At 65.7% G+C, this 13,777-nt stretch carries 17 protein-coding genes; 6 read left to right on the top strand and 11 right to left on the bottom strand.

Going from position 1 to position 13,777, the window contains the following annotated elements; all coding sequences use genetic code 11:
• Nucleotides 1-130: 130 nt before the first annotated feature.
• From irrA to WJU17_RS11440, 4 genes are all read left to right on the top strand, one after another.
• Nucleotides 131-547 carry an iron response transcriptional regulator IrrA gene (irrA, locus tag WJU17_RS11455; RefSeq protein WP_346327532.1) on the top strand — a complete coding sequence of 139 codons (417 nt, stop codon included), beginning with the start codon at nt 131-133 and terminating at the stop codon, nt 545-547.
• A gap of 158 nt (nt 548-705) precedes the next feature.
• Nucleotides 706-1,125 carry a rubrerythrin family protein gene (locus tag WJU17_RS11450; protein WP_346327531.1) on the top strand — a complete coding sequence of 140 codons (420 nt, stop codon included), beginning with the start codon at nt 706-708 and terminating at the stop codon, nt 1,123-1,125.
• A gap of 85 nt (nt 1,126-1,210) precedes the next feature.
• A complete protein-coding gene (locus WJU17_RS11445; RefSeq protein WP_346327530.1) occupies nt 1,211-2,551 on the top strand; it encodes a heterodisulfide reductase-related iron-sulfur binding cluster in 1,341 nt (446 codons plus the stop codon).
• A 41-nt stretch (nt 2,552-2,592) separates the two neighbouring features.
• Complete coding sequence (locus WJU17_RS11440) at nt 2,593-3,186, top strand: DUF3501 family protein (RefSeq protein WP_346327529.1); 594 nt, start codon at nt 2,593-2,595, stop codon at nt 3,184-3,186.
• A gap of 56 nt (nt 3,187-3,242) precedes the next feature.
• On the opposite strand, the gene WJU17_RS11435 is transcribed toward WJU17_RS11440, so the two are convergent.
• Nucleotides 3,243-4,700, bottom strand: a complete 1,458-nt coding sequence (locus tag WJU17_RS11435; RefSeq protein WP_346327528.1) for an FAD-dependent oxidoreductase — start codon at nt 4,698-4,700, stop codon at nt 3,243-3,245.
• A gap of 137 nt (nt 4,701-4,837) precedes the next feature.
• Between WJU17_RS11435 and WJU17_RS11430 the strand changes: the two genes are divergently transcribed.
• Nucleotides 4,838-5,440 carry a TetR/AcrR family transcriptional regulator gene (locus WJU17_RS11430; protein WP_346327527.1) on the top strand — a complete coding sequence of 201 codons (603 nt, stop codon included), beginning with the start codon at nt 4,838-4,840 and terminating at the stop codon, nt 5,438-5,440.
• Between the two features lie 9 nt (nt 5,441-5,449).
• On the opposite strand, the gene WJU17_RS11425 is transcribed toward WJU17_RS11430, so the two are convergent.
• On the bottom strand, nt 5,450-5,974 hold the full coding sequence (locus WJU17_RS11425) for an SH3 domain-containing protein (protein WP_346327526.1): 525 nt from the start codon (nt 5,972-5,974) through the stop codon (nt 5,450-5,452).
• Nucleotides 5,975-6,164: 190 nt separating this feature from the next.
• Here WJU17_RS11425 and WJU17_RS11420 point away from each other — a divergent pair, with 190 nt between their 5' ends.
• The gene (locus tag WJU17_RS11420; protein ID WP_346327525.1) at nt 6,165-7,151 is read left to right on the top strand and encodes a D-glycerate dehydrogenase; all 987 of its coding nucleotides are present in this window, start codon (nt 6,165-6,167) and stop codon (nt 7,149-7,151) included.
• Here WJU17_RS11420 and WJU17_RS11415 read toward each other — a convergent pair.
• The 9 genes from WJU17_RS11415 to ubiB all read right to left on the bottom strand — a co-directional run bounded on the left by WJU17_RS11415 (nt 7,148) and on the right by ubiB (nt 13,772).
• Nucleotides 7,148-7,573, bottom strand: coding sequence for a type II toxin-antitoxin system VapC family toxin (locus tag WJU17_RS11415; protein WP_346327524.1), 426 nt, complete (start codon nt 7,571-7,573; stop codon nt 7,148-7,150). The two genes, WJU17_RS11420 and WJU17_RS11415, sit on opposite strands and share 4 nt — an antisense overlap.
• Nucleotides 7,573-7,806 (bottom strand): hypothetical protein, encoded by a 234-nt coding sequence (locus WJU17_RS11410; protein WP_346327523.1) that lies wholly within the window; start codon nt 7,804-7,806, stop codon nt 7,573-7,575. The genes WJU17_RS11415 and WJU17_RS11410 overlap by 1 nt, the downstream gene beginning before the upstream one ends.
• Before the next feature lie 50 nt (nt 7,807-7,856).
• Nucleotides 7,857-8,240: a DsrE family protein gene (locus WJU17_RS11405; RefSeq protein ID WP_346327522.1), complete on the bottom strand. Its 384-nt coding sequence runs from the start codon at nt 8,238-8,240 to the stop codon at nt 7,857-7,859.
• Nucleotides 8,237-9,028, bottom strand: a complete 792-nt coding sequence (gene moeB / locus WJU17_RS11400; protein WP_346327521.1) for a molybdopterin-synthase adenylyltransferase MoeB — start codon at nt 9,026-9,028, stop codon at nt 8,237-8,239. Before moeB ends, WJU17_RS11405 begins: the two co-directional genes overlap by 4 nt.
• Nucleotides 9,028-9,993, bottom strand: a complete 966-nt coding sequence (gene cysK / locus WJU17_RS11395) for a cysteine synthase A (protein WP_346327520.1) — start codon at nt 9,991-9,993, stop codon at nt 9,028-9,030. The genes moeB and cysK overlap by 1 nt, the downstream gene beginning before the upstream one ends.
• Nucleotides 9,994-10,019: 26 nt before the next feature.
• A complete protein-coding gene (locus tag WJU17_RS11390; protein ID WP_346327519.1) occupies nt 10,020-10,475 on the bottom strand; it encodes an Rrf2 family transcriptional regulator in 456 nt (151 codons plus the stop codon).
• Between the two features lie 4 nt (nt 10,476-10,479).
• A complete protein-coding gene (dut, locus tag WJU17_RS11385; RefSeq protein ID WP_346327518.1) occupies nt 10,480-10,926 on the bottom strand; it encodes a dUTP diphosphatase in 447 nt (148 codons plus the stop codon).
• On the bottom strand, nt 10,926-12,146 hold the full coding sequence (gene coaBC / locus WJU17_RS11380) for a bifunctional phosphopantothenoylcysteine decarboxylase/phosphopantothenate--cysteine ligase CoaBC (protein ID WP_346327517.1): 1,221 nt from the start codon (nt 12,144-12,146) through the stop codon (nt 10,926-10,928). The genes dut and coaBC overlap by 1 nt, the downstream gene beginning before the upstream one ends.
• 69 nt (nt 12,147-12,215) lie before the next feature.
• The gene (gene ubiB, locus WJU17_RS11375) at nt 12,216-13,772 is read right to left on the bottom strand and encodes a 2-polyprenylphenol 6-hydroxylase (RefSeq protein WP_346327516.1); all 1,557 of its coding nucleotides are present in this window, start codon (nt 13,770-13,772) and stop codon (nt 12,216-12,218) included.
• Nucleotides 13,773-13,777 lie beyond the last annotated feature (5 nt).

The following is a 13,777-nucleotide window of genomic DNA, read 5'->3' as shown; positions in this document are numbered from 1 at the left end:
GGCGAACGCCTCGGGTGTGCGTTAGTGCCGCCTTGATCCGCCGTCCGCTTGACTTTCGCAATCTGGAGTCAATCTAATGAGAGTGATGCGCAGCTTGCGCTCACCCGCGCATCCTTCGATGGACTGGACCATGAACGAACGTCCCTATGCCCAAGCGATCGCCCGCCTCCGCGAAGCGGATCTGCGGCCCACGCGCCAGCGCCTGGCCTTGGCGAAGCTGCTGTTCGAGCAGGGCTACGACCGTCACGTGACAGCCGAGACGCTGCACGAGGAAGCGCAGCAGTCCGGGGCCCGCGTCTCGCTGGCGACGGTCTACAATACGCTGCACCAGTTTACGGATGCCGGCCTATTGCGCGAAATCATGGTGGATGCCGGTAAAACCTATTTTGATACCAACATCGGCGATCATTACCACTTCCTGTGCGAGAAATCCGGCCAGTTGACCGATATCCCCGCCGATCAGGTTACTGTCGCCGGGCTGCCACAGGCGCCCGACGGCCGCCGGATCGCCCGCATGGACATCGTCTTCCGGCTGCAGGACGAATAGTTTCCCAATCCTCTCCGAGCTTATTTAGAATCATTCTAAATAAGTCTTGACCATGCTTGGCTCAGGGTGTGATAGTAACGTCACGCCGGCGTCCGTTCGTCGTGCTGGGGCCTTTCCGGAGGCCGGGGAACACAGAACCACTAGTTCAGGAGATCATCATGTCACTTGCCGGGTCCAAGACCGTAGACAATCTGAAAGCCGCTTTCGCCGGCGAAAGCCAGGCCAACCGTCGCTATCTGTATTTCGCGCAGAAGGCCGACGTGGAAGGCTACAACGATGTCGCCGCCGTGTTCCGCTCCACCGCGGAAGGTGAAACCGGCCACGCCCACGGCCATCTCGAATTCCTCGAGGAAGTCGGCGATCCGGCCACCGGTGAGCCGATCGGCGAGACCTCGCTGAACCTGAAGGCCGCCATCGCGGGCGAAACCCACGAATACACCGACATGTATCCGGGCATGGCGCGCACGGCGCGCGAAGAAGGCTTCGACGAAATCGCCGACTGGTTCGAGACGCTGGCGAAGGCCGAGCGTTCGCACGCCGGCCGTTTCCAGAAGGCTCTGGACAGCCTGGGCTCGTAAGCCGCCCAGCGACCGACGGGTTCCGGCCGGGGCACGATGAGGCTCCGGCCGGCCTTTCGCCAATAGACAAGCAAGGGGAAGCTACATGCGTGAGGGCAGTCTCGACGCACCGGTCCGCCATCCGCTGGACTGGAACAACCCGGATTTTTACGATGCCGAGAAGCTGGACGAGGAGATGCGCCGGGTTTTCGACATCTGCCACGGCTGCCGCCGCTGCTTCAACCTCTGCGATTCCTTTCCCAGACTGTTCGACCTGGTCGATGCCTCCGAAACCATGGAACTGGATTCGGTGGCCAGCGCCGATTTCAAGCCGGTCGTGGATGCGTGCACGCTCTGCGATCTGTGCTTCATGACCAAATGTCCTTACGTGCCGCCGCACGAATTCAATCTGGACTTCCCGCATCTGATGCTGCGCTACCGCGCCGCCGAGCGGAAACACGGTCACAAGGATTTCGTCCGCGAGCAGCTGGTCGAAACCGACCGGAACGGCAAGCTCTTCGGCGCGGTCGCGCCGATCGCCAACTGGGCGACCGATCTGGACAACGGACTGACCCGGCCGGTCATGGAAAAGGTCGCCGGCGTCGACCGCAAGGCGATTGTCCCGAAATTCCACGGCGACACCTTCGTCCGCCGGGCGAAGAAGAATCCGCCCGCGGTCAACCCCCAGGCGCCGGCGCACGGCCGCAAGGCAGTGCTCTACGCCACCTGCTTCGCCAATTACAACAATCCGGACATCGGCGTCGCCACCCAGGCGGTGCTGGCGCGCAACGGGGTCGAGACCGAAGTGGTCTATCCCAAGTGCTGCGGCATGCCGATGATGGAACACGGCAATCTCGAGGGCGTCGCCGAGAATGCCCGCATCGTCACGGCTGAACTGGTGCCCTGGATCGAGAAGGGCTACGACGTCATCGCGCTGGTGCCGTCTTGCGCGCTCATGCTGAAATTCGAGTGGCCGCTCATCCTTCCGGATGATCCGGCGGTTCGGACGGTTTCCGGCGCCACCTTCGACGCCGCCGAATACATCGTCGACATCGCGCGCAAGAACGGCCTGGCCGACGGACTGCAAAGCCTGCCCGGCGGCGTCACGGTGCATCTGGCCTGCCATGCGCGCGCGCAGAACATGGGGCCCAAGGCAGCCGAGATGCTGCGCCTGCTGCCCGAGCCGGACGTCTCGGTGATCGAGCGCTGTTCCGGCCATGGCGGTTCGTGGGGCATGATGACCGAGAATTTCGAGGTGGCCCTCAAGGTCGGCAAGCCCGCCGCCCAGAACGCCGTGAAACAGGGCAAGGCCTATCTGTCGAGCGAATGTCCGCTGGCGGCGGACCATATGCTGCAGGGCATGGAACGCATCGACAAGGCCAAGACGCCGGCCCGGTCGTATCATCCCATGGAACTGATGGCGCTGGCCTACGGTATCCAGCTTTAGGAACGGCCCGGCGCATTGTCGGGCCTGGAAAAGGAAAGACCATGACCGCACATCCGCGACAGATCACCCGCGCGGACATCCTGCCCACCGCCGAGTACGGCAAGGTCCGCAAGGAAAAACGCGCTGAGGTGGTAAGCCGGAAGAAGCACCGCCGCATCGAGGTCGGGCCTTACGTGACCTTCTACTTCGAGAGCTACGAAACCATGTGGCTCCAGATTCACGAGATGCTCTACATCGAGAAGGGCGGCGACGAACAGATCGCCGATGAACTGGCCGCCTACAATCCGCTGATCCCGCAGGGCAGCGAACTGATCGCCACCATGATGTTCGAGATCGACGACGAGAACCGGCGCCGCCGCGTGCTCGGCAAGCTGGCTGGCGTCGAGCAGACTGTCACCTTCACCATGGGCGGGCATGTAGTGACCGGCAAGGCGGAAGAGGATGTCGACCGCACCACCGCCGACGGCAAGACCTCGTCGGTGCACTTCCTGCACTTCCCGTTCACGCCCGAGGCGATCGCGGCGTTCCGGGATCCGGCGACGCCGGTGATCCTTGGTATCGGTCATGAGGGCTATCAGCACATGGCCATGCTCTCGCCCGCCACGCGCGCGGCCCTGGCCGCGGATTTCGATTAGGATGGGATGCCCCACCATCCCGCTGGTGCGGGAAGGTGGCCCATCTCGTCGCGGCCTTAGCTGTTCAGCGTCGCCCGCGCCGCGTTGATACCGGCGACCCGACCGTAATACGAGCCCGGCCCAAGACTCAGACCGCTCGCATAGCCCTTGCCATCCTGCGGGATGCTGGAGACGCATGCGCCCGCGGCATAGAAGCCGGGAATGATCAGACCGTCTTCCCCGATCACCTCGCTCTCGGCGGTGGTGCGGATGCCGCCCAAGGTCAGGTAACGGTAGGTTGAACTGGTATAGGACAGGTCGAAGGCCGCATACGGACCCTTGTCCAGCGGCTTGACCCAGTCCGGATGCTTGTTCCAGAGCGGGTCGCGTCCCTGCGCGGCAGCCGTGTTGTACTCGGCCATCGTCTTCTGGAGCGATCCCGGAGGCAGCTTCAGCCCGACCTCCATTTCGGCGACCGTGTCCCAGCCATCGACGAGCCGGTGCTGGATCTGAGGATAGGCGAATATCTCCGAATCCAGGATCAGCCAGGCCGCGGCGTCCGGCTGCTCGGCGATGTGCTCGGCGGTGCGGCCATGGTAGGAATCCTCGGCCACGAACCGTTCGCCGCGCTTGTTGACCACGATGCCCTTGATCAGCTCGCCCGGCGGATAGAAGGACGAGGTGGCGATGGTGCCGCCCATGGCCTGGGTCGCCGCGCCCGCGGACAGTCCCAACATCAGCGCCGCGCCGTCATTGTGGGGAATGCCCAGCGCTTCGGCGGTTTCGGGCAGCCGCGGCGCGTACTGGCGCATCAGTTCCTTGTTCATGCCGAAGCCACCGGCGGCGAGGATCACGCCACGACGGGCGCGCAGATGCACCGGTCCGCTGGTCTGGCGCACGCGCACGCCCATGATCCGGCCGGCGTCGTCGCGGACCAGGGCCGTCACCTGGCTGTCCGTCGCCACGCGGACGCCCTCGTCGGCGCAGCGCGCGATCAGCGCGTTCATGGCCAGCGCGCCGCCGCCATCGCCTTCCTTGGCCACCTTGTGGCCACGCGGCACCGGTTTGGCGAACGTGTAATAGGGCCATGCCTTCTCGTTGCCGGTCGAGGCGAGACAATCGCTGGTGGGCGCGATGACCGCCTTGTCCTTGTAATAGGTCCGCTCGAAGGGCACGCCCTGGGCCTCCAGCCAGTCGAAATGGGCGGCCGCGTCGTCGCAGAAGCGTCGCACCATGCGGGCGTCCGGCGCGCCGGTGCTGGCCATCAGGAATTTGAACATGTCCTCGGGCGTGTCGTCATAGCCGACCGCCTTCTGCACGGCGGTGCCGCCGCCCAGATAGAAGATGCCCGCCGACAGCGCGCTGGCGCCGCCGCCGCCGCTGGCCCGCTCGATCACCAGCACGTCGGCGCCGGCACGGCGTGCCTCCAGCGCGGCGCAGGCGCCGGCAATGCCATAGCCGATGACGATGACGTCGGCGATATCGTTCCATGCCGCGATCTGGCTTTCACGGAGCAACTCCGGCGTAGTGGTCATGATTGATTCCCCTGGAAGTCGGTGTGACGATCCGGGCGCTTAAGCGAGGCCCGGAAGTATGTTAAACGGCTGGTCGGGATGGTATCAAAGAACGCACGTTATACAACACTCATCTTATCTTCAGTCGGGAACCGCTCTTGCCCATCGATGTGGACCAGAATCAACGCAGGGAGGATGTCGCCGCGGCGGCGGCGCGGCTCATCGCGACACGCGGCATGGGAGCGGTCACGTTCCGGAATCTGGCCGGCGCATTACTGTGCAGCACCACCTCGATCAGCCATTATTTCGCCAACCGGCAGGAAATCCTGGTCGAGACCTACAAGTTCGTGGTCCAGCGGGCGCGGGGCCGCCGCACCCGGCCCGGCGCCGACGGCCGCGCCATGCTGGCGTCGATCGATCATATCCTGCCACTCAGCGACGAGGAGTTCGACGATTGGGTCGTGTGGCTCTGCTTCTGGACCGAGGCGCTGTTCAATCCGGACCTGGCGGCCGTCCAGCGGCTCTATTCGCGTCAGCAGCGTGGCCTGATCGAGGACAATCTGCGGGCGCTGGGCTGCGCCCCGGAGTCGGCCCATGACCTGTCCCAGAAGATCATGACGACCATCTACGGCATCGCCGTGCAGGCGGTCTTCGACCCCGAGGCCTGGACGCCCGATGCCCAGCGGGCGGCGCTGCACGACGTCATGAAGCCGCTCTCCTCGTTGCTGGCGGCGGCTGGCGGCGCGCGGCCGGAGGGCTGAAGCCCACGGCTATTTCTTGTAGGTTTCCGCTGTGTAGGCGCCCCAGAGGCTCGACTTGCGCAGCCAGCCTTCCGTGCCCGAGACGTCAAGCTGGCACCAGTCGGCACGGCATTCTTCCAGCACGCCCTGCACGCCTTTCTTGGCGTAGGCCACCGGCGGTGCGGTGTCGTCGGGCGAGCGCCGCAGGGTGGCGACGGCAACGGTGACGATGGCGCCGCGCTTGGACGAGACCATGTGCTTGAGCACCCAGCCTTCCGTGCCGTCCACATCGCGGACTTTGCGCCACAGCTCGTACTCGGCGATGATCTCGACCGGCATCCCCTTGCGCTTGTAGACCCAGTCGATGGGATAACGCATCCCGGGGCCGACGCGCATGTTGATGGGGCTCGCCGCCAGCGTGACGAAACGTGGCAGCGGCAGGCCGGTCACGCCGCCTTCACCGCCACTTTCCTCTTCCTGGGCGTGCGCCGGCAGCGCGCCGAAACCGGCGGCGCAAAGCCAGAGAGCGATCAGGTACCTGGTGAAAAGCGGCAACGGCGCGGGCTCTTAATTCGTGGTGCCACAAAGGTTTATGCCTGCCATGGCGGACGGTCAAGAAGGGTCGCGGTCGGTTGCGCCTTGTGCGTTTGAAACCAGGGGGTACATCTGCTAGACACAGCCCGAGGGGATCAGGCCGACATTTCCCCCGGAATCCCAGTGTTGCACCGCCTTGGAGGGCGTTTGGATGTCGTACAGGAAGACCAGGGTCGTGGTCACCCGCAAGCTGCCCGATCCCATCGAGACGCGGCTGATGGAACTGTTCGACGTCCGCCTGAATCTCGAGGATAAACCGTTCACCCAGGCCGAGCTGATCGCCGCCGCCAAGGAAGCCGACGTGCTGGTGCCCACGGTGACGGACCGGATCGACGCCGGCGTACTGGTGCAGGCCAATCCGGATCTGCGCCTCATCGCCAATTTCGGCACCGGTGTCGATCACATCGACCTTGCGACGGCGCGTCAGCGCGGCATTACCGTCACCAACACGCCCGGCGTCCTGACCGAGGATACCGCCGACATGACGCTGGCGCTGATGCTGGCCGTGCCGCGCCGCCTCTCCGAAGGCGAACGCCTGCTGCGCGACGGCGATTGGCAGGGCTGGTCGCCGACGGGCATGCTGGGTCACCGCATCTGGGGCAAGCGTCTCGGCATCATCGGCATGGGCCGGATCGGTTCGGCGGTCGCCCGCCGCGCCAAGGCGTTCGGCATGCAGATCCATTATCACAACCGCAACCGCGTGGACGAGGCGACCGAGGCGGAACTGGAGGCGACCTACTGGGAAAGCCTGGACCAGATGCTGGCGCGCATGGACATCGTGTCGGTGAACTGCCCGCACACACCCGCCACCTTCCACCTGCTGTCCGCGCGCCGCCTGGCGCTCCTCCGCCCGCACGCCTACATCGTCAACACCGCGCGCGGCGAGGTCATCGACGAGAACGCGCTGATCCGCATGCTGCGCAACAAGGAACTGGCCGGCGCCGGTCTCGACGTGTTCGAGCACGAGCCGGCGGTGAACCCCAAGCTGCTCGCCATGGACAACGTTGTGCTGCTGCCGCACATGGGCTCTGCCACCATCGAGGGCCGCATCGACATGGGCGAGAAGGTCATCATCAACATCAAGACCTTCGTCGATGGCCACGCGCCGCCCGACCGGGTCCTCGAAGGCCTGCTCTAGGATTTCAGTTCGCTGAGCAGGACTGGAGCGACCGCGAGACCGCCGCTGGCGAGCAGCTTGCGATGCAGTCTCGCATCTGCGGTGACCAGAGGCGCGCCGCACTCCAGGGACGCGGCGACATAGAGGCAGTCGTAAACCGGATGGTCCAGTCGCACGGCCAGCGCAAGCGCCTTCGGCAACAGCGCATGGTCGTCCATGTACTCCACCGGAACGAGAGCAAGGTCGGCGTGCCAGTCGACAGCGGCTTGAGGCGTAATCTCACCCAGGCGGGCCTTGCGCCACAGAATGTTTCCGCATTCCGTCAGCATCAGGTGCGGTGCGATCAATAAGGTTCTCGCGGCGAGATGCAGCGCTTCCTGACTATTGTTTTCCTCGATTGTCCACTTGATCGCGACACTGGCGTCGACGACCGCGCGCTCCACTAACGGGAATCCCGAATTTCACGCAGCAATTCGGCGCTATCAGTCTGGTGCGTCCCACGGGTTTCCTCGCGATGGCTGGCCAGACGCTCCCAGACATCGTCAACAGACCGCCGTACGGCCTCCGTCAGTATCCGCCTCGACTCTTCCTCGCGCGACACGCCCCGCTTCGCCGCCCGGATCGCCAAGCCTCGGATCACATCGTCGTCGAGTTTTCGTATGGTGATGTCGCCCATGACTTATCCCGCCATCAATGATGGCAATGATAACACAATCCAAAGACAACTCACACGAAAACCAGACCGCCTCCGGAAGACGTATCGTTCAGGAACGTCACCGCGCCCGCGATTTCCAGGCTGATATCCTCGCGGAGCTGGGCGGGCTTGATCTCGCACAGGGCCAGCGCCGTCTCGCACACCAGCAGGCGCGCGCCCAGATCGTTGCAGGCGAGCAGCAGTTCCTCGAATCCGGCGACCCGCAGCGCCTTGATGCGGTGATCGTCGTCCGGTTTGACATGGCCTTTGACCAGAAGGCGCACGGATGTGCCGGCGAACAGGATGGTGACCGGCTTGCCGATGGCCGCCGCCGCGCTCGCCATCACCAGCGCATAGTGGACGCGCGAGAAGTCGCCCGAATGGATGACGAGGGAAAGCTTCTCGATCGCGCTCATGCGGCGTGGAGCGTCAGGTCGTGGATGGTGGCGTGTTCGCCGCACAGGGCGCATAGGGGATCGGGCCGCAGTTTCAGGGTGCGGAACCGGGCGTCCAGCGCGTCATAGATGGTCAGGCGGCCCGCCATGGACTGGCCGATGCCGGTGATCTCCTTGATCACCTCGACGGCCTGGAGCGAGCCCATCACGCCCGCCAGCGCGCCGATCACGCCGGCTTCGGCGCAGCTGGGCACGGTGCCTTCCGGCGGCTTCTCCGGAAAGACGCAGCGATAGCACGGCTGGCCGCCCTGATGGGCCTTGTAGGTGGACAACTGGCCTTCGAACTGACCGATGGCGGCGGACACGAGTGGGACCTTCGCCAGATAGCAGGCGTCGTTGACCAGGAAGCGGGTGCCGAAATTGTCGCTGCCGTCGGCCACCAGATCATAGCCGGCGATGATCTCCAGCGCGTTGGCGGCGGTCAGCCGGTGCGGGTGAATCACGACGCGCACATCCGGATTGAGTGCTGCCAGCGCCTCTGTCGCACTATCTACCTTGGCGCGGCCGATATCGGCTGTCTTGTGCAGGATCTGGCGCTGCAGGTTGGACAGCGACACGGTGTCGTCGTCGATGACGCCCAGCGTACCAACGCCGGCGGCGGCCAGATACATCAGCAGCGGCGATCCCAGACCGCCGGCGCCCACCACCAGAACCTTGGCGGCCAGCAGCTTCTGCTGCCCGGCGCCGCCGATTTCCTTCAGGATGATGTGCCGGGCGTACCGCTCGATCTGGTCGTCGCTGAAATCCATCAAAGCCCTTCGAAAAGCTGCGTCGACAGATAGCGCTCGGCGAAGGACGGGATGATGATGACGATGTTCTTGCCCGCCATGTCCGGCCGGCTGCCCACCTCGACCGCGGCGGCGACAGCGGCACCCGACGAGATGCCGACGGGAATGCCTTCGGTCTTGGCCAGCTCGCGCGCATAGGCGAAAGCGGTCTCGTTGCCGATGGTCAGCACTTCGTCGATGATCTCCGTATTGAGGATCGACGGGACGAAGCCCGCGCCGATACCCTGGATCTTGTGCGGGCCGGGCTGGCCGCCGGACAGGATCGGGCTGTCCTCGGGCTCGACCGCGATCATGCGCAGGCCGGGCTTGCGCGCCTTCAGGACCTCGCCGACGCCGGTGATGGTGCCGCCGGTGCCGATGCCCGAGATCACGGCGTCCACGCCGCCCGCCGTGTCGTTCCAGATCTCCTCGGCGGTGGTCGAGCGGTGCACCGCCGGATTGGCCGGGTTGTCGAACTGCTGCGGGATCACCGCGCTGGGCATGGTGGCCTTCAGTTCCTCGGCGCGCTGGATGGCGCCGCGCATGCCCTTGGCGGCCGGCGTCAGGTCCAGTTCGGCGCCCAGCAGCAGCAGCATCTTGCGCCGCTCGACCGACATGCTCTCCGGCATCACCAGGATCAGGCGATAGCCCTTGGAGGCGCAGACGAAGGCGAGCGCGATGCCCGTATTGCCCGAGGTGGGCTCGATGATGACGGTGTCCGGCTTCAGCACGCCCGCCGCTTCCATGGCCTCGATCATGGAGACGCCGATGCGGTCCTTCACCGACGCGATCGGGTTGAAGAACTCCAGCTTGGCCATCAGGTTGGCCTTCACACCGTGCGCCTTGGCGATGCGGTCGATACGCACCAGCGGCGTGTTGCCGACGGTGTCGATGATCGAATCATAGACCTTGCCGCGGCCCTTGGTGCCGGTTTGACTGATACCCATGTCGCTCTCCTGTTTAATCCCGTGGCTCAGATGGTGAAGTCCAGCCGGTCCTTGGTGTCGCGCGGCACGCCGGTGCCGGCGGCCTCGCTGCAAAGATCCTCGACGGTCACCGAATCGAGCCGCTTCATCATGTCCTGCCGGATGGAGTCGAGCAACGGCGCGATGATCCTCTGGCCCATGGCCGATTCCGAGGCATAGCCGCCCGCATCGCCTTCATCCTCCATGGCCGCGATGACCCGCACGATCTCGCCCACCGATACCCGCCGCCGCTCCCGCGCCAGCAGATAACCGCCGCGTGGACCGCGCACGCCCTTCAGGATCCCGGCGCGCACCAACTGTTGCATCACTTGTTCCAGATAGCGCTGCGGGATGCCCTGACGATGGGTAATTTCCTTCGATTGCACCGGTTCGGCCCGCGCGTTGTAGGCGATGTCGACCACCGCCTCGAGTGCGTAGAGGGTTTTGCGCGAGAGCTTCAGCACCGGGCTAGCCCTGGCCGGTGGAGCCGAACCCGCCCGCGCCGCGCGCGGTCTCGCTGAGCTCGGCCTCGTGGAACTGGGCCTGGATGAAGGGGGCGACGATCATCTGCGCGATACGGTCGCCCCGCCTGATGGTGAACGGCTCGTGGCCATGATTGATGAGGATGACGCCGATCTCGCCGCGATAGTCGGCGTCGATGGTACCGGGCGCGTTCAGCACCGTGACACCGTGTTTCAACGCCAGTCCCGAGCGCGGCCGGACCTGCGCCTCGTAGCCGTCCGGCAGTTCGATGGCGATGCCACTGGGAACCAGCGCGCGCTCGCCGGGCGCCAGGACGATGGTCTCGCTGACGGCGGCCACCAGGTCCGCGCCCGCGGCCGAGACGGTCTGATAGGCTGGCAGGGCCATGCCATCCGCGTGAGGCAGACGGCGGAGTCGGACAGGTACGGGCATCAGGCTGTGGGCTCCTTCAGGTGATCGGCGATGCGCTGCGCCAGACGCCGCGCCACGTCGGCCTTGCTGGCCGGCGGCCAGTCCTCGATCCCGGCCCGGCTGACCAGATGCACCGTGTTGTCGTCGCCGCCCATGATGCCGGTGGCTGGCGACACGTCGTTGGCCACGATCCAGTCGCAGCCCTTGCGCCCCAGCTTGGCGCGGGCGTGCTCGATGACCTTCTCGGTCTCGGCGGCGAAACCCACGACCAGCGCAGGTCGGTCTTTGGCCCGGCTGGACAGGGTCGCCAGAATATCCGGGTTCTCGACGAGGTTCAGCATGGGCGGGGCGCCGCCGTTCTTCTTGATCTTCTGCGCCGCGTCGTCGGCCATACGCCAGTCGGCGACGGCGGCGACGCAGACGGCGACATCCGCGGGCAGGGCGGCCTCGCAGGCGGCCAGCATCTCGCGCGCCGAATTGATCCGCACCGTGGTGACAGCTGCCGGGTCGGGCAGGGTGGTCGGTCCGGAGACCAGGATGGTCTCGGCCCCCAGCGCCGCCAGCGCCTCGGCGATGGCGTAGCCCTGCTTGCCCGACGACCGGTTGGCGATGTACCGCACCGGGTCGATGGCCTCGTGGGTCGGCCCGGCGGTGACCAGCGCGCGCTTGCCTGCCAGGGGGCGGTTCGCGACCATCGCGCGGTCGAAGAACCTGTCCGCGGCGGCGACGATATCCATGACATCGGCGAGCCGGCCGTCGCCGACCTCGCCGCAGGCCAGATCGCCGCTGCCAGGGCCAACGCGCAGGATGCCGTCACCCTCGAGCGTGCGCAGATTGCGCTGCGTCGCGGGATGGTTCCACATCTGCACGTTCATGGACGGGGCGATCATCACCGGCTTGTCGGTGGCAAGCAGCGCGGTGGTGGCAAGATCGCGGGCGATGCCGTGCGCCATGCTTGCCATCAGGTCGGCGGTGGCCGGGACGACCAGGACCAGATCGGCCTCGCGCGACAGGCGGATATGGCCCATCTCGGCTTCGTCGGTCAGCGAGAAGAGATCGGTGTAGACCTTCTCGCCGGTCAGGCTCGCGACGGAGAGCGGGGTAATGAATTCACCGCCGGCTTTCGTCAGGATGGCGCGTAGATGCACGCCGCGCTCGCGCAGGCGGCGGATCAGGTCGAGAGCCTTATAGGCGGCGATGCCGCCGCCGATGATCAGCAGGACGCGTTTGTCTTGGAGCATGCTCGCCAAATTTACGGGCTGGAACTGTAGTTACGCTAGGTAACCCACAATTCAGATGCAAGAACTACTTTAGTCGAGAATCATTATCAACAATAGGAGCAGCGCGGCAATGGTCCACAGCGCCAGGGTCTGCGTCTGCAGGAAGCGTCCCTGGGTCTCGCCGATCTGCCGCGTGCTCTCCGGATGCAGCCTGACGCCGTCGGCGGTGAGGGCGTCGGCACGCCTTTCCAGTTCCTCGGCGATCAGCGGCATGGAGCGCAGCAGCGACAGGGCCGCCTCGGCGCTTTCGCGCAGATAGGCGTCGGGACCCATGTTGTCCGCCAGCCAGGCCTGGACCACGGGCGGCGACACTTCCCACATGTTGATTTCCGGATCCATGTACATGGCGAGACCCTCCGCCATCACCATGGTCTTTTGCAGCAGCAGAAGTTGCGGCTGGGTGCGCATCTCGAAGGTGGCGGTGATCTGGAACAGCTGCGCCAGCAGCTTGCCGAACGAAATGTCGCGGACCGGGCGGCCGGCGATGGGCTCGCCGATGGCGCGCAGGGCCTGGGCAAAGGTGCCCACGTTCTTGCCGCGCGGCACGTAGCCGGCCTCGAAATGCACCTCGGCGATGCGGCGGTAATCGCCCGTGTGGAAACCGCGCAGGATTTCCGCCAGGTAGCGCCGCGACTTGCGGTCGAGGCGGCCCATGATGCCGAAATCCACCGCGACCAGATTGCCGTCCGTGTCGACGAACAGATTGCCCTGGTGCAGGTCGGCATGGAAGAAGCCGTCGCGCATCACCTGCAGCAGGAAGACGCGCACCAGCACCGTGGCGAGCGCGCGCATGTCGATGCCCAGCGCCTCCAGCGCGGCGCGGTCGCCCAGCGGGGTGCCATCGATCCACTCGGTGGTCAGGATCCGTTCGGACGTGGTCGGCCAGTGCACGCGCGGAATGCGGAAACCGTGTTCGCCGGCCATGTTCTCGCGCAGTTCGCTCCCGGCGGCGGCCTCGTACCGCAGGTCCATCTCCAGCACGACCATTTCGGCGAAGGTCTCGGCGACCTTGATCGGGCGCAGGCGCCGTGTGTCGGGCACATGGGATTCCATCAGGCGCGCGAACCAGAAGAAGGTGCCGAGATCCCGCCTGAACGCCTCGCGCACGCCGGGGCGCAGCACTTTCACCGCCACCTTCAGGCCGTCGATGGTCACGGCCTTGTGCACCTGGGCGATGCTCGCCGCCGCGACCGCGTTGTCGTCGAACTGGGTGAACAGTGCCTCGACCGGCTGGCCCAGTTCGTCTTCGATGATGGCACGTGCTTCTGCGCCCGGGAACGGCGGCAGCCGGTCCTGCAGCCGGGTCAGCGCCTCGGCGACCTCGGCATTGACGATATCGGGGCGCGTCGCCAGCGCTTGGCCCAGCTTGATGAAGGTCGGCCCCAGCTCTTCCAGCGCGCGCGCGAGGCGCTCGCCGGGCGGGATCGGCGCATTGATCTGGCGCCGGTTGAACACGGTCAGCACGCCCAGCGACGTGCGCAGGGCTGGCGGCATGGCCAGCAGGTCAAGCGGGAACATGGCGTCGTGGCGCGCCAGCGTTCGGGCGATCTTGAACAGTCTGAGGAAATGGCCGACGGCGCCGAACATGGGCG

The organism is Iodidimonas sp. SYSU 1G8, assembly GCF_039655775.1.
GTDB lineage: Bacteria > Pseudomonadota > Alphaproteobacteria > SMXS01 > SMXS01 > RI-34.
The sequence above is the reverse complement of the archived record's forward strand: the minus strand, read 5'-3'. Positions and strand labels throughout refer to the sequence as shown.

Excerpts from the sequence above, each read along its gene's own strand:
- coaBC (WP_346327517.1), bottom strand. The coding sequence starts at position 12,146 with ATGCTCCAAGACAAACGCGTCCTGCTGATCATCGGCGGCGGCATCGCC.
- WJU17_RS11420 (WP_346327525.1), top strand. The coding sequence starts at position 6,165 with ATGTCGTACAGGAAGACCAGGGTCGTGGTCACCCGCAAGCTGCCCGAT.
- WJU17_RS11410 (WP_346327523.1), bottom strand. The coding sequence starts at position 7,806 with ATGGGCGACATCACCATACGAAAACTCGACGACGATGTGATCCGAGGC.
- irrA (WP_346327532.1), top strand. The coding sequence starts at position 131 with ATGAACGAACGTCCCTATGCCCAAGCGATCGCCCGCCTCCGCGAAGCG.
- WJU17_RS11450 (WP_346327531.1), top strand. The coding sequence starts at position 706 with ATGTCACTTGCCGGGTCCAAGACCGTAGACAATCTGAAAGCCGCTTTC.
- ubiB (WP_346327516.1), bottom strand. The coding sequence starts at position 13,772 with ATGTTCGGCGCCGTCGGCCATTTCCTCAGACTGTTCAAGATCGCCCGA.
- dut (WP_346327518.1), bottom strand. The coding sequence starts at position 10,926 with ATGCCCGTACCTGTCCGACTCCGCCGTCTGCCTCACGCGGATGGCATG.
- moeB (WP_346327521.1), bottom strand. The coding sequence starts at position 9,028 with ATGGATTTCAGCGACGACCAGATCGAGCGGTACGCCCGGCACATCATC.
- cysK (WP_346327520.1), bottom strand. The coding sequence starts at position 9,993 with ATGGGTATCAGTCAAACCGGCACCAAGGGCCGCGGCAAGGTCTATGAT.
- WJU17_RS11405 (WP_346327522.1), bottom strand. The coding sequence starts at position 8,240 with ATGAGCGCGATCGAGAAGCTTTCCCTCGTCATCCATTCGGGCGACTTC.
- WJU17_RS11440 (WP_346327529.1), top strand. The coding sequence starts at position 2,593 with ATGACCGCACATCCGCGACAGATCACCCGCGCGGACATCCTGCCCACC.
- WJU17_RS11435 (WP_346327528.1), bottom strand. The coding sequence starts at position 4,700 with ATGACCACTACGCCGGAGTTGCTCCGTGAAAGCCAGATCGCGGCATGG.
- WJU17_RS11445 (WP_346327530.1), top strand. The coding sequence starts at position 1,211 with ATGCGTGAGGGCAGTCTCGACGCACCGGTCCGCCATCCGCTGGACTGG.